At 47.8% G+C, this 14,426-nt stretch carries 15 protein-coding genes, 1 other RNA gene and 2 riboswitches; of the genes, 5 read left to right on the plus strand and 11 right to left on the minus strand.

The genetic code is table 11. From position 1 onward, the window contains the following. From BLW68_RS16710 to rsmI, 8 genes are all read right to left on the minus strand, one after another. A partial coding sequence (locus BLW68_RS16710) for a transposase (RefSeq protein WP_177172271.1) occupies nt 1–237 on the minus strand: 237 nt, incomplete at its 3' end. 111 nt (nt 238–348) lie between these two features. Next, nucleotides 349–444, minus strand: a riboswitch (cyclic di-GMP riboswitch). A 267-nt stretch (nt 445–711) separates the two neighbouring features. Next, complete coding sequence (locus tag BLW68_RS16715; RefSeq protein ID WP_092795812.1) at nt 712–1,422, minus strand: hypothetical protein; 711 nt, start codon at nt 1,420–1,422, stop codon at nt 712–714. Between the two features lie 121 nt (nt 1,423–1,543). Then, a complete protein-coding gene (locus BLW68_RS16720; protein ID WP_092795814.1) occupies nt 1,544–1,987 on the minus strand; it encodes a hypothetical protein in 444 nt (147 codons plus the stop codon). A 59-nt stretch (nt 1,988–2,046) separates the two neighbouring features. Beyond that, entirely contained in the window at nt 2,047–2,457 is a 411-nt protein-coding gene (locus tag BLW68_RS16725) for a hypothetical protein (protein ID WP_092795816.1), read from the minus strand. 67 nt (nt 2,458–2,524) lie between these two features. Further along, nucleotides 2,525–3,658: a hypothetical protein gene (locus tag BLW68_RS16730; RefSeq protein WP_092795818.1), complete on the minus strand. Its 1,134-nt coding sequence runs from the start codon at nt 3,656–3,658 to the stop codon at nt 2,525–2,527. 72 nt (nt 3,659–3,730) lie between these two features. Then, nucleotides 3,731–5,101 carry a hypothetical protein gene (locus tag BLW68_RS16735; protein WP_092795820.1) on the minus strand — a complete coding sequence of 457 codons (1,371 nt, stop codon included), beginning with the start codon at nt 5,099–5,101 and terminating at the stop codon, nt 3,731–3,733. A 154-nt stretch (nt 5,102–5,255) separates the two neighbouring features. Further along, nucleotides 5,256–5,350: riboswitch (cyclic di-GMP riboswitch) on the minus strand. Nucleotides 5,351–5,571: 221 nt separating this feature from the next. Next, nucleotides 5,572–5,940, minus strand: an RNA gene (rnpB, locus tag BLW68_RS16740) — RNase P RNA component class A. A 19-nt stretch (nt 5,941–5,959) separates the two neighbouring features. Beyond that, on the minus strand, nt 5,960–6,811 hold the full coding sequence (gene rsmI / locus BLW68_RS16745) for a 16S rRNA (cytidine(1402)-2'-O)-methyltransferase (protein WP_092795822.1): 852 nt from the start codon (nt 6,809–6,811) through the stop codon (nt 5,960–5,962). An 86-nt stretch (nt 6,812–6,897) separates the two neighbouring features. Between rsmI and BLW68_RS16750 the strand changes: the two genes are divergently transcribed. From BLW68_RS16750 to dolP, 4 genes are read left to right on the plus strand one after another with little or no spacing between them, the layout of a single operon-like run. Further along, on the plus strand, nt 6,898–8,730 hold the full coding sequence (locus BLW68_RS16750) for a penicillin-binding protein activator (protein ID WP_245728382.1): 1,833 nt from the start codon (nt 6,898–6,900) through the stop codon (nt 8,728–8,730). Between the two features lie 7 nt (nt 8,731–8,737). Next, on the plus strand, nt 8,738–9,085 hold the full coding sequence (locus BLW68_RS16755; protein WP_092795826.1) for a YraN family protein: 348 nt from the start codon (nt 8,738–8,740) through the stop codon (nt 9,083–9,085). Nucleotides 9,086–9,106: 21 nt separating this feature from the next. Further along, nucleotides 9,107–9,688, plus strand: a complete 582-nt coding sequence (locus BLW68_RS16760) for an SIS domain-containing protein (protein WP_092795828.1) — start codon at nt 9,107–9,109, stop codon at nt 9,686–9,688. Further along, nucleotides 9,685–10,260 carry a division/outer membrane stress-associated lipid-binding lipoprotein gene (gene dolP / locus BLW68_RS16765; RefSeq protein WP_092795830.1) on the plus strand — a complete coding sequence of 192 codons (576 nt, stop codon included), beginning with the start codon at nt 9,685–9,687 and terminating at the stop codon, nt 10,258–10,260. Before BLW68_RS16760 ends, dolP begins: the two co-directional genes overlap by 4 nt. 68 nt (nt 10,261–10,328) lie before the next feature. Here dolP and BLW68_RS16770 read toward each other — a convergent pair whose 3' ends face one another. Next, nucleotides 10,329–11,006, minus strand: a complete 678-nt coding sequence (locus BLW68_RS16770) for a DUF599 domain-containing protein (RefSeq protein ID WP_092795832.1) — start codon at nt 11,004–11,006, stop codon at nt 10,329–10,331. A 35-nt stretch (nt 11,007–11,041) separates the two neighbouring features. Further along, entirely contained in the window at nt 11,042–11,950 is a 909-nt protein-coding gene (gene rarD, locus BLW68_RS16775) for an EamA family transporter RarD (RefSeq protein ID WP_092795834.1), read from the minus strand. Between the two features lie 183 nt (nt 11,951–12,133). Here rarD and recQ point away from each other — a divergent pair, with 183 nt between their 5' ends. Beyond that, nucleotides 12,134–13,957: a DNA helicase RecQ gene (gene recQ, locus BLW68_RS16780; protein WP_092795836.1), complete on the plus strand. Its 1,824-nt coding sequence runs from the start codon at nt 12,134–12,136 to the stop codon at nt 13,955–13,957. Here recQ and BLW68_RS16785 read toward each other — a convergent pair. Then, on the minus strand, nt 13,927–14,232 hold the full coding sequence (locus BLW68_RS16785) for a c-type cytochrome (RefSeq protein WP_092795838.1): 306 nt from the start codon (nt 14,230–14,232) through the stop codon (nt 13,927–13,929). The genes recQ and BLW68_RS16785 overlap by 31 nt on opposite strands. Nucleotides 14,233–14,426: the final 194 nt, after the last annotated feature.

Genomic DNA, 14,426 nt, shown 5'->3' on the forward strand with positions numbered 1-14,426 from the left:
GTCACGTGGTGTATTCAATTCAAAGCTGCCGGCGGTGCTTTTCATGGTTTTGGCAGAGCTGCCGTTCTTGCGATTAGGGGCTTCATCTTGCTCAAGGTGCTGCTCTAACTCGGCCTGCATCGCTGCTTCGGTCAGTTGTTTAATTAACGGCGTTAAGATACCGTCTTTACCAGACAAACCTTTGCCATCACGTAATGCCTGAATGGCTGCTTGTATATCGAAAGTTGGGTTGGTCATGTGTCATCTCGTTTTCGCTTAGTTTAATGAAATGACACAGAATTTTGAACACTACCTCGGATAACGGTAAAAAGTACCGCTATGATTGACATCAAACAGATGTGACTAAGCTAATGCAACCACTGCCATCATTAACATTCGTAACGAACATTATTAGACCAGCGGCTTTGCGTCCTGACCTTTCGGTACAGTTTGCCTTTTAATTGTCTTAGCTTGAAACGAGAACGCTACTGCATTAACGCAAGCTGAACGGACAGCAAGATATACAAATAATTACAAATTCACAAGTTGTTTTTTAGCCAATTTCGCAACAAGCTTTACAAATCAAGTATTAAGTAATGATAATTTTTGCGGGAGGAGGAAAAGCAGAGAAACGGGGGAGGAGTTGCTTTACAACAGAACAGTGGCGCAGCAAGTTGCACCACTGCAGGCAGTTACTTGATACAGCGAGCTACAGCATTATTGGGGAAATACTCATGATCCCTCTGACAACTCATGACCCGTCTTGTTATTTTTTAAAGTGAAATCAAGAGTTACTGTACTCATAGCATCTGAACCTGTGGGGCATATAGCTGCACGGCTAAACAATCTCTCTGCATTTCTGGAAAATACTCTTTCAGGAGTACTGACGATTTCAACAAACTCTTTATGAAAACCTGCACCATCAAATACTTGAGTAACTACCACCTTCCCCTCAATCCCATCACGGGCAGCCTGAACAGGATATCTTGACATCCTGGGGAGGTATAAGAATTTTTCTGGAGCAATTGCCAATTGCTGACACAAGTCCAGTGCCAAAGGCACATACAATCCCTTTTTATGTAACCATAGCGCACTGTCCAGCCAAAGAGCTGATGCTTTTAGCTCCAGAACAACTGCTTTGTGGAAACCTTCTTCATCCATTTCGGCTCTAAACTCACGCATACATACTTGGTACGCATCCTCTAATAATTCACTTCTTTTTGTCTGCCATGACAGCTCCGTTAAGCCAAACTTACAGTCGGCGATATAACTTTCATAATTTTTTCTTTCCTGCTCTTGTTGCATAGCACTGAGCTGCTTGTAGTATTTTTCTACAGTATTGCCATCTTTTTTATCGTGAACTTTCTGGGATTTATCCGCTGCACAAGCTGAAAGTCCTGCCAATAACACCACAAGACACAACCGCGATTTTAATTGATCCATAGAACTCATCCAAAACAAGGTGACATTAAAATATTTTATAAAAAATATCGGACTTCCGCGCCAATGACCACGGCAAGAAAATACTGACAAGTTCACTATGGCTAGTGGAAATTAGTCGGTTTTATATCTCGCTTATTTTAAGCCGGACTCTTTTCGGTATGTCACCAGAGAAAATGCCACTTTTAGTTTCTGTGATTATACATTCTAAGCGATATGTTTTTCCGGACTTAGCCTGCAGAGCTTGCTCGGAAATTGCTCTAACGCTATCAGTACCGCAACGGAACACAACAATATATTTTCCAGGCTCTAAATAAATATCTTTCATTATCGGTTTCAAACCGCCGGTAAGCTTTTTGTCACCAACAATAATATTCTTCTTCATGTCGGACACACTCAAAATGCTGGCAAATACAGGGCCTTCACCTGGTATGTTATGGCTCTCTATTTTAGCCAGCTTGCTATGCGCTATCTGGCTGGGGTTATAAGTGGTCACCAATGTGCTACATGCGTTCACTAAAGATAAAATAGCTACCAGGAAAATAATTTTCATATCAACGCCGCTCATCAAAAACCACCACACACCAAAAATTATATTCACTTGTTACTTTTTCACCATAAAAACAACTATTTATATTTTTTCATATCTGCCGAAATAACTTTAAATGTCATCTCCCACTCCCGTTTTGCAACTTCCGCCAACTTATCCCGGGTCTTAATAAAAGCATCGCAATCTTTCCCTGCCACCAAGCTCATCAGTTTTAAACCATGAGTCATACGCTCAGCATACAACTTGCTCAACTCAGGCCTCGACAGCAATCCGACACTATAGTTAAGCAACTGATCTTCAGTCATTTTTGCCGCTTTCTTTAGTTCAGCTAGCATTGGCTTAAGTTTATCCTGACCTTGTGCATCTAATGCCGTCATTTCGGCTAACTGCTCCATAACGTAACCTTCTCCTTTTTCTGCCTTACACAGTTCCAAACCATGAGCAGAAAATGCCAATAACGTTAAAAAAAAGCTCAATAATATCCGCATTCCTTCACCCTACCTACAAAGAACAAATAAAAGTTATTTTTTAATTTTCAATGGATTATATATAAAACTATTTATTTTTTTGCAAAATCATCATCTGAAAGACCTTCAGCATCATTCTCCTATAATCCTGTCTAATTTTTGTTCTTGCAACCTCATGACCAACAATTTTTTGAAGGAGTTTACCCAGCAGATCATTAACCTGACTATCATCCGAGTTCACCTTGGATAGCTCAGTGAGCAGAGTAACAAAATCAGAGTCAAACTCCGCTATTATTTCATCATATTCCGCTAACAGGTTTGCAGTATCTTTACCAGCCATAACATCTTTACTTTTCAGTATTTCAGGGTTTAGTACTCCGCTGGATAGCTGCAGCAAAAAATGCATGCCTACCATCGTATCAACTTCCTTTCTGGCCTTTGTCTTTAGATCTAAATAAGTCACTAAAGCAGCCTTATATTCTTTATTAGCGAGCTGAGCTGCATTGCCAAAATGGCTTTGCGAAATGGCCAATAATGTTTGATACAGATGCTGCATTAGTAAGCTGAAGTGATACTGCGCCGAAATTGTATTGTTATACTGCGAATACTCATTGACTTCGAAAGCATATGTCATCCCCAAAACATTTAATTGAGGATACATCATTTCTTTAAAACGGGAATAACGCTCATCATCTGACAAATAATTCCTGTCTCCAGGCATTAAAAAATCTTCAGAGGAAATATTATCAATAAACGATATTAAAGCATTACTGCATACAGCAATACCATTCTCCATTTCCAGCATAAAATCTTCAGAACTGTTTAACGCAACATCAGGTCTTTCCAATTTATGCGTTGTCAGCTTCTCTGCACGCTCTCTGATAGTTTGTAGTTGATCATGGATATTATTGCTGTTCTCTGACACTGCCAGCTTTATGTCGCCGGGCGCGTTTTTATTAAGCTTTAATAACTCTATGCCGGTGTAACTGAACAAGTACATACACTGTGTCCGTATCTTGACCGCATAATTTAAAATAGACGAAGCGGTAGCTACAGGCAGAAAGGCTTTTCCAGCTAAAGGCTGCGCTGCAGGTACTGCTGTATTTTGGTTATCCGGTGCACGGGTATCATTTGCCGCACAGCCTGCAATAGCGGAAATCAGCAGGGCAAAAATAAACTTGCCGGACATTGCCTTTACGCGATCAATAAGGTAACAAAGCATTACCATGCTCCTCAGAAACATATAGCAGACATAGGCGACAACCGCATAGCCGGCTGTCGCTGAATGTAATGCTTACAATTTGCGAACAAACTTACCAGCGAATTCCCGCACTTTGTAGGTGTATGCATTGTCGGCAAGGTCAGTTAGAACTGCTTTGTATTTAGCATTGCCGGAACTCCCCAGTACCCTGCAACTCCAGGCGTGGAAGTCAGAATAGCCGGCGTAGCGGTTACGTTGCACCTTGGCTTCACGTTGCAGAATGTCACTTAGTTCATCCAGCAATCGCTCATTATTGAGCTGTTGCTTATAAATAACTTTTACTGCGTCAAGCCGCAACGAACTGTCGCTGCTATTCAACATATTTAGCAGTTGGTTAGTTTGCCAATCCAGTTCAGGATACATGGTTGAAATATCATGGATTACGCTGGCCTGCTCTGAACGAACAGTCATAGTCTCAAGGTACTTTCTAACATAGTCTTGCAACTTTTTCGGTGCGTCGCCGGTTACTACCGTATCCAGCGTTGGGCGGTAGCGCTCTAAACCGGAATAGGCCAGTGCTTTGGTCGCCCAAGTCATTTCCTCTACATCCGTAGCGGCGGTGTTTTGGTAACCTGCCAATACTCTGGCATTAATAACGTCATATACAGCAGTACTGTTATTCCATTCAGAGATCAGTTGCTTATATAAATCAATACGCTTAGCCGCATTACCTTCTGTCAACGATAACAGATAACTTTGCACCAGTTCTTCGGGCAGATATTGCTCTGAGGCTAAACCCGCTGGTTTAGCTTTGGTTAATACCTCTTTTTTGGTATACAGCCGATTCTGCTTTATCTGTTCAGCGGACATGCCAGCAGTTATTGCAGCAAACGCATTCTTGTCGTATTGCATCGTGCTAATCAGCCGCTTGATCAAGCTGTTGGCAATGGCTTGCGCGGTTTTATGTTCAAGTTCTATATTGTGAGTGGTAAGGCCGTTAAATATGTCTGCAAGTGCCATACCGCCACTAACTTTACTGCGGATAACCACATCACCTAAGTAGCTGTTTTCATGCAAGGCTATTATCGGAGACACCATTTTCTCAACAGGAAACGGGGTGGCGTCACCGACAAAGCGACGGGAATAATCAACAAAGATATCCAAATCAACTACGTTGATATCATCCTCTGCTGCAAGCAGGTTTTGCTCTGCCAACTGGCTGATAAAATGCTTTCTGATTATTGTTTCAAGCTGCTCACGGCTAAGGTAGTTACCTTTAAACTTCGCTACTGACTGAACTAAATCAGCTTCAAAATGACGCACTGCATACTTAATTTCAATGTCACTGTGCGGATAGCTTTGTACCGGAGGCTTACTTTGTCCGGGAGATTTGCTCTGAGCGCATGCGCTAAGCAGTATTATGCTTGAGCAAACCAGCAAGATCTGTTTTATATATTGAGTCATATGTTTTACACCATTGCTAACCGCAATTCCTATATCCTGCAATAGCCGGACGGCAACAGTTATAGCTGCCGATAAGTAAGGAAAAACTACATAGAAAGTGCTGGCCGGGTGGCGTAAAAAGCTACACTGGTTACTTCGGCATATGCGACTAAGCTAATGCAACCACTGCCGTCATTAACATTCGTACGAACATTATTAGACCAGTAGCTTTGCGTCCTGCCCTTTCGGTGCAGTTTGCCCTTTAATTGTCTTAGCTTGTGAGTTGCGATTAAAAATGAACCCAAGCTGAACAGGTGCACGATATACAAATCTTTACAAATTCACAAGCTGTTTTTTAGCCAGTTTTGCAACAAGCTTTACAAATCAAACGTTAAGTAATGATGGCTTTTCCAACAGAGCAAGCAGTAAAAACGCAGAGCGCGGAAAACAAAAAACCGCAGCCTGTTACAGCTGCGGTTTTTGTGGTGTTTGGTGTGAGCCAGCCGTTAAGCCGGGTTCTGTGCTCTGTTGCCAGAGTGACAATCATTCCTCTAGGACTTAAGTCGCCTTAAGCCTCAAGCAATCTACCCGCCCCCAACGCGGGCCGCGCCAAAGGGGGCCTATTTGATCTTGCTCCGGGTGGAGTTTACCGTGCCACGAACTGTTGCCAGCCGCGCGGTGCGCTCTTACCGCACCCTTTCACCCTTACCTGATCCCACTTGCGTGGGCCATCGGCGGTTTGCTCTCTGTTGCACTGGTCGTAGGCTCACGCCCCCCAGGCGTTACCTGGCACCCTGCCCTGTGGAGCCCGGACTTTCCTCCCCCTGCTTGCGCAGGCAGCGATTGTCTTGGCCAACTCACGGCGCGATTATACCGGTTTTATCCGGTTTCACCAGACAATTGCAGTGCCACTTTATACAAAGCGTTTTTCTTACCGCCATGGATTTGTGCCGTTAACGCAGCGGCCTTTTTCAGTGGCAGCTCGGTTAGTAACAGTTTAAGGGTGCTTAGTTCAGCATCGCTTACTTCACTTTCGGCTTTGGGTGTGGGCGCTATCATCAGTACCATTTCGCCCTGGCAGCGCTGTGGATCGGCTTCGAGCCAGGCGGCGATCTGTGCCGCTGTGCCATATTCCAGATGCTCAAAGGTTTTGGTCAGCTCTTTGGCCAGTACTAACTCGCGCTCAGGTCCGAAGACCACAACCACATCCTGTAGCGTGTCTTTAATGCGCCGCGCGGTGTCATAACAAATAATAGTGCCGACACCGGCCGGAATATCTGCCAGCTGGTTTTGCCGCTGCTGGCTTTTCGGCATTAAAAAGCCGATAAAATGGAATTTGTCGGTCGGCAAGCCAGCTGCGCACAAGGCGGTAATTAGCGCACAGGGGCCGGGAATAGGGATTACCCGCACACCGGCGTCGCGGCACTGGCGCACTAAACTGTAGCCGGGGTCGCTTATCAGCGGCGTGCCGGCATCTGATACCAGCGCTACATGCTCACCGGCCAAACACTTTTGAATAATACCGGCGGCACGTTGTTTTTCGTTGTGATCATGCAATGCCAGAGTTTTGGCATTGATACCAAGATGTGACAGCAGGCGCCCGGTGTGGCGCGTATCTTCGGCGGCTATCCAGTCGGCCTGCTTTAAGGTATCAATAGCACGCTGGCTGATATCGTCCAGATTGCCTATCGGGGTCGCCACTACATATAAAAAACCGTTATCTTTTGCCATTTGATGATTAATGTACGCTATTTAATTGAGCTTAACCGGCAGTCTCAGTAAGATAAGACCATTGTTTCGCTATGGTACTGTGCATTGTGACTTCCAGCAAATTAAAGCCTTTGTTATTTCTCTGCGCCGCAGGCGTGATAAGCAGTTGCGCGCAAAGCCCGCAACAGCGCCAGACAGACACCCCGCTACGCAGTGAAACTGTGGCCGAAGGCGAGGTTAAAACCGGTGTTGCTGCCCGCCAGTTATACCAGTTAGCGGCGAATTATCAGGCCGAGCCGCAACATTATCATTTGCTTAAAGCGGCGCGTCAGGCGCTGATTGAGCAGGATTATCTGCTGGCGCTGGCCATCTGTGAAAACCTGAAACAAAGCCCTTTTGTGCAGATCCGTCAGCAAAACCTGCTGCCTCTGCTACAGGCTTATATTGCTACCGGTCAACATGCAAACCTGAGCAACTTGCTGGAAAAAACCGAGATAAAAGACGTTGCCCGTACTGATCAGGCCGACTTTCTCTGGTTAACTGCCAGCTATCACAGTGAGCAACGCCGCTATCTGGCCGCCAGCCGCAGCTTATTGCAACTGGAACAATACGGCGATGTCAGCACCCACTACCCGCAATACAATGATTTACTCTGGCGTAACCTTAGTGCACTTAGCGACAGCCAGTTGGAAAGCCTGCGCGTAAATGCCCGGCAAAATACCCTGGCCTGGCTTAGCCTGGCTCAGTTAAGCCGCCGCCATATTGGCAGCCCGGCGGCATTGCAACAGGCATTTGCCGACTGGCAGCGACGCTACAGTAGTATGCCGCCGTTACAGCAGCTACCTGAAGCCGTGCAGCAACTGTTTAGCCTGCAACCGTTTCAGCCGGCAAAAATTGCCGTGTTATTGCCATTGCAAGGTCAGTTCCGCCAGCATGCTCAGGCCATTCAGTACGGCATACTGGCCGCTGCCAGCGCCAATAAGGCTGAGTTAGTGTTTATCGACAGCCAGCAATCAGCCAGTGCCCTGCGTGAGCAAATCAGCGCACTGCAGGCCGAGTTTGTTATCGGGCCTTTGTTAAAAGAACAGGTCGACACCATCAGCAATGAAGCCGACTGGCCCTGGCCAACGCTGTTCTTAAATACGCACGACGCAGCGAAAACCAACGCCAAAGATAAATTTTATTTTGCCCTTAGCATGGAAGATGAGGCCACGCAGGTAGCCGAACTGTTCCAGCAAAAAAACTATCGCCGCCCGGTGGTGATCAGTGCTGCTAATAACGTCGCGGTGCGAATGCAGCAGCACTTTAGCCGCCAGTGGCAGCAACTGGGCCACCAACCGGCTGAAAGCTACCAGTTTAATAGCAAAGAGGATCTGGAAGCACTGATCGCCCGTTTACTGGAAACGGATCGCAGCCGCGAACGCTTAAAACAAATTAATAGCCTGGTGCCGCAAAAACTGGAAACCGAGCCACACAGCCGGTTAGATATCGATGCCATTTATCTGATTGCCGATCCGGTGCAAACCCAGTTGTTTAAACCCTTTGTTGATGTGTCTGTCAGCCCGACAGCACCACGGCTACCTATTTATGCCAGCTCACGCAGCCATAGCACCAGCCTTAGCAGCACAGATTTACGCGATTTAAACGGCCTGACCTTTACCGAAATGCCCTGGATGCTGGGCGAGCAAAGTTCAGTCGAGTTGCGAGCGCAATACCAGCAATTATTTAAAGAACAGGATGAAACACTGCAGCGTTTGTTTGCCATGGGGTATGATGCATTTAAGCTGGTGGGCAGCCTGCGCCAGCAACAACAATTACCGTCTGCCGTGTTTCCCGGCCTTACCGGACAATTGCGGCTTAATGCTGATGGCAGCATAGTACGCCAGTTAAGCTGGGCCAGTTATCGCAACAGCCGGTTATCTTCGGTTCAGGAACCCTGATTAGCTTATGAATAAACTGGGCCAGCTGTATGAGCAACTTGCTCTGGCATATCTGCAGCGCCAGGGATTACAGCTGGTACAGCAAAATTATCAGTGCAAAGCCGGTGAAATAGATTTAGTTATGCGCGATAGCACCACACTGGTATTTGTTGAAGTAAAATACCGCGCCAGCAGTGCTTTTGGCGGTGCCATCGCCGCCGTTACTGCAGCCAAACAGCAAAAACTGCTGCGCGCCAGCCGCTGGTATTTACAGCAACACAAATTAAGCGATACCGCATGCAGGCTTGATGTGTTGGCCATTGAAGGCCAGCCGCCATATCAGTATCAATGGATAAAAAATGCGATTACGCAGTAGTACAACAAGCAGGATAACCTGATGCAAGAGCATATTCGCCAGCTGTTTAGCGAAAATATTCAAACCATGATAGCCACTGGCGAAAGCCTGGCCGGCCCGCTGGAAAATGCCGCCTGTGTTATTGTTAATAACCTGATTAGCGGCGGCAAAGTCATTTGCTGTGGCGAAGGCGCCACCAGTGCGTTGGCAAACCACTTTGCCCAGCTATTGCTGGACCAGTTTGAAACCGAACGCCCGACACTACCCGCACTGGCGTTATTGCCACACAACCATAGCCTGCAGCATTGCCATCAGCAGGATTACCTGGCGCGGCAAATCAAGGCACTGGGGCAAAGTAACGATGTACTGCTGGTTATTTCGCTTACCGGTGCAGAACCAAGTTTAATAAAAGCCGTCGAAGCAGCATTAACCAACGACATGAAAGTGATAGCGCTGACGGTAGATACCAGTGGCGAACTGTCGGGTTTGCTGAATCAACAAGATGTTGAGCTGAAAGTACCGGTACACCGGCCAGCACGCATTTTTGAATGCTATACCTTTTTACTGCACAGTCTGTGCGAACTGATAGATATGACGTTGTTCCCACAACAAGGAGATTTATGAATACGCTAAAGTTAGTCTGTGCCTGTACCCTACTGGCGTTATTACAAGGTTGTGCCGCGGCTGTGGTTGCCGGCGGCGCCTCAGCAGTTACATCGGCCAACGACAGACGCACGCTGGGTGCGCAAATTGATGACAAAAACGTGGTGCTAAAAGCCAAGCGTGCGCTGTCTGATGACGCCACCACTGCTGAGGGCAGCAATATTAACGTAACCAGTTATAACGGTGTATTACTGCTTACCGGCCAAACCCGCAACGAAGCCATACGCCAGCAAGCACAGGCACTGGTTGGCAAAATTGATGGCGTGCGCGATGTGCAAAACCAGATCCGCCTGGGTAACAACACTGCCATGACCACCCGCACCCGCGACAGCTGGATTTCCACCAAAGTAAAAACCCAGTTGCTGGCAGATGAACAGGTAAGTGGCCTGAATATCAAAGTGGTAACAGAAAACGCAGAGGTGTTTTTAATGGGTTTAGTTACCGAGCAGGAAGCCGCCAAAGCGGTGGATATTGCCCGTCATGTTGAAGGCGTATCGCGCGTAGTGCGCGCTTTTGAAATCCGCCAGAACTAAACAGGTTAAGCAGAATAACCTGTTTGTTTAAATGCCCGAGCTTGCAACTGCAAGCTCGGGCATTTTATTTAGCATTCCTGCAGCGCTTTTAGCACCTTAGAATGGAACTCGCGGTGCTTCATAACCAGCATTACCACAACTGACGCCACCATAAACAGTATCGGGTCGATAAACCAGGTTAACGCCGATAATGAAAAATAGATCGAACGCAAACCGTAGTTAAACGAGTGGCCGGCCTGATCGATTAATTTAGCGGCCCGGTTGGCATATAACTGCTGATCTTCGACCGTCATCTCACGGCCATCAGGAGCCGCCCCTACCAACACACCACAAAAACCATACTGGCGTAATGACCAGGTAAACTGGAAAAAAGCAAACACAAAAATAAATGCCAGCAACAACAGTTTCAGTTGTACCGCGCTTTCGCTGTAGCTGGCCCAGGGCACCAGATTAGACAGCATCAGGCTCAGCTTTTCTGCTGACGCCATCGCCGTCAGCAAACCCGCCAGTATCAGTAAGGTGCTGGAAGCAAAAAAGGTGACATTACGCTCCAATGTGGAAATAAGCCCGACATCTGCCATTTTGTTGTCGCGCAGCAACATCTTTTGCATCCAGTCGTTGCGTTTGCGCCGCAGTTCAAACGACAGGCATGACACCACCTTAGCGCGGCGTTTGGCAAATAACGTATAGCCAACCCACAGGCAAAAAAACCAGACAACGGCAATTAAATCAATGCTACCGGCCATCAATGTACTCCTATTTCAGCTATCTCCAGCTTACGCTATTTTAGTTTTGCCTGCAGCCGGCGCTGGCGGTTAAATTGCCAGGCATCGGCGGTGTACAACAGTAAGGCCAACCAAATTAAACCAAAAGTTACAAAGCGCTCAGCCGCAAAAGGCTCGTGATACAGCCAGACACCAAACACAAACATAAAGCTTGGGCCTATGTACTGGAAAAAGCCCATAGTCGACAGCTGTAAACGCCGGGCAGCGGCGATAAAACACAGTAGCGGCACGGTGGTAACCAGGCCTGCCGCTATCAGATAACCATTTAGCTGCCAGCTGTTAGTTAATAAATTTGCCGCACTGCTGTCGGCAAACTGCCACCAGTACCATAGCGCCAACGGTAACAATAACAAAGACTCATAAAACAAGCCGGTAATCGCATCTACCGCCAGCTTTTTGCGCATCAAACCATAAATAGCAAAAGAGCCGGCCAGTGTCAGCGCTATCCACGGCAGTGAGCCAAAGGTGATCAGCTGGATCAGCACACCGCTGGTGGCAAGCGCTACCGCCGTCCATTGCATTTTTCGCAGCCGCTCGCCTAAAAACAACATTCCCAGCAACACATTAAGCAGCGGGTTAATGTAGTAACCCAGGCTGGCATCCAGCATATGATGATTATTTACCGACCAAATAAACAAGCCCCAGTTGCCGCCAAGCAACAAAGCCGACAGCAGCAACCAGCCAAGCATTTTAGGCTGACGCAAAATAGCCAGTACTTTGTCGCCCTGGCGCAACGCCAGCACGATCAATGACAGCAGCACAAAGGACCAGACAATACGGTGCAGCAGAATTTCTGTTGCCGGAATAAAATCAATCTGTTTGAAATACAGCGGGGCGACACCCCATAAACTGTAAGCACTGGCGGCGAAGATGCCCCCCAGTTTTTGTTCGCGACTTAACGACATGCAGGCAGGCTCCGGTAAATGAGGCGCTATTATACGCCCAAATAAGCCCGCCCAGCAGCTCACTTAACGGCAAAAATCAGTCAGCTAACTAAAGTACTGGCACCGATAAGCTGAATTTGTTGTTTCTGAGCACCGCTTTTGCCATTAGAATGGCGGCTTATTTTCGTTACCCGATGGTATTAAGTGATAGACGCTCTGCTGCCCCTGTTAAAACAAGCCTTTGGTTACAGTGAATTCCGTGATGGTCAGTTGGATGTGATCCAGGCTGCGCTGCAGGGACAGGACAGCTTTGTGCTGATGCCAACCGGCGGGGGTAAATCGTTGTGTTATCAGTTGCCGGCATTATTGCTGCCACAGATCACGTTAGTGGTATCCCCGCTGATGTCACTGATGAAAGATCAGGTTGACTCACTTCAAGCCAACGGTATTGCCGCTGAATTTATTAACAGCAGCCAAAGCCGTGAAGAAATACTGCAGGTATTTGCCCGGCTGCGCCGTGGCGAACTCAAGCTGCTGTACGTGGCCCCCGAGCGCCTGTTACAACCGCAATTTCTCGATCGGCTGCAGGATTTGGGTGTCAGCCTGTTTGCCATTGATGAAGCCCACTGTATTTCACAGTGGGGCCATGATTTCAGGCCAGACTATATGGCGCTGGCCCTGCTAAAGCAGCGTTTCCCGACGGTACCGGTAATGGCATTAACCGCCACTGCCGACGGCGCAACACGGCAGGATATTCTGCAACAGCTGAACCTGCAGCAACCCTTAGTGCATTTGGGCAGCTTCGACCGGCCCAACATCCGCTATACCGTACAGGAGAAATTTCGCCCGGTAGAGCAGCTGGTCAGCTACCTGCAACAGCAAGACGGTGCCAGCGGCATAGTGTATTGCGGCTCAAGACGTAAAGTAGATGAGCTTACCGAACAGCTAAAACAGCGCGGTTTTAACGCTGCAGCTTACCACGCCGGCCTTAGCAGCGACGAGCGCAATAACGTGCAGGATGCCTTTAAGCGTGACGACTATCAGCTTATTGTCGCCACTGTCGCTTTTGGCATGGGGGTAAATAAATCGAATATCCGTTACGTGGTGCACTTTGAGCTACCCCGCACCATTGAAGCCTATTACCAGGAAACCGGCCGGGCCGGGCGCGATGGTGTAGCGGCAGAAGCCATGTTGTTATTTGATCCGGCCGATATAGGCCGGATGAAACGCTGGCTGGACGCCGAAGAAAACGCGCAGCGCGCTGAAGTTAGCTGGCAACGTTTTTTAGCCATGGCCGCCTTTGCCGAAGCCCAAACCTGTCGCCGTCTGGTGTTGCTGAACTACTTTGGTGAAGCCCGGCAAACCCGCTGCGGCAACTGCGACATTTGCCTGCAGCCCCCCCAACAATTTAACGGCATTGAACTGGCACAAAAAGCCCTGTCATGTGTTTACCGTGTCGGCCAGAGTTTTGGTATGCATCATGTTATTGATGTACTGCGTGGTGGCCAGAGCCAAAAAGTGCTTGAACTGGGCCACGACAAGCTATCAACCTGGGGTATTGGCAAAGAGTTAAGCCATGATTACTGGCTGAGCATTTTGCGTCAGCTTATTCACTTTGGCTTGCTGCAGCAGGATATTACTGCTCATTCGGTGTTAAAACTACAACCGGCAGCCCGCCCGGTGCTGCGTGGCGAAACCGAACTGTCGCTGGCCGTGCCCAGGCTGCAAAGTGTAAAACGCGAACCAGAGCGCCTGAGCAAACAGCAATATGACCGGGCCTTATTTGCCCGGCTTAAAACACTGCGTAAAAATATTGCCCAGCGCGATGATGTACCACCTTTTGTAGTATTCAGTGATGCCAGCTTAATTGAGATGTGCCAGCAACTGCCAACAGACAACCGTAGCCTGCTGGCAATATCAGGCGTTGGCCAGACAAAGCTGGCCCGGTACGGTGCTGACTTTATTGATGAGATCAGTGATTATCTGGCAGCAGATAATCAGCCACCGCCCGGTAAGCTGGCAAAATAAGCGGCGATATTAGCCACATCAGCATCGGTTAAACCGGATGCCATGGGTGACATGATCGGGTTTTTCCGCTCACCATCGCGATAAGCCTTGATTGAGCTTTCCAGATATTTTACTTTTTGCCCGGCCAGGTTAGGGTAGTCAGGAATAATCGAAATGCCATTCGCGCCGTGGCAAGCCGCGCACACTGCGGCTTTGGCCTTACCGGCAGCAATGTCAGCCGCACTGGCAGAGCCTGCCAGCAACAAAAGCCCGCACATTAGTATCAGTGGTTTCATAATGTCTCCGTGTTGTTGTTTTCTTATCTAGTTATAACCTAAGTTGCTGTCTGCTCAAACCGGATAAAGCGCCCGTTGTCTGATCCGTATCAAAACAACAGCTAACAATGTTTTTTGCTGACACCATAGCACGCCATATGTTACTGTTCACAGCTCATTTCGTTAACATTTCAACCTGCTGCGGAGAAAGCTGT

Origin of the sequence: Rheinheimera pacifica, assembly GCF_900108485.1 — a bacterium.
Lineage (GTDB): Bacteria > Pseudomonadota > Gammaproteobacteria > Enterobacterales > Alteromonadaceae > Alishewanella > Alishewanella pacifica.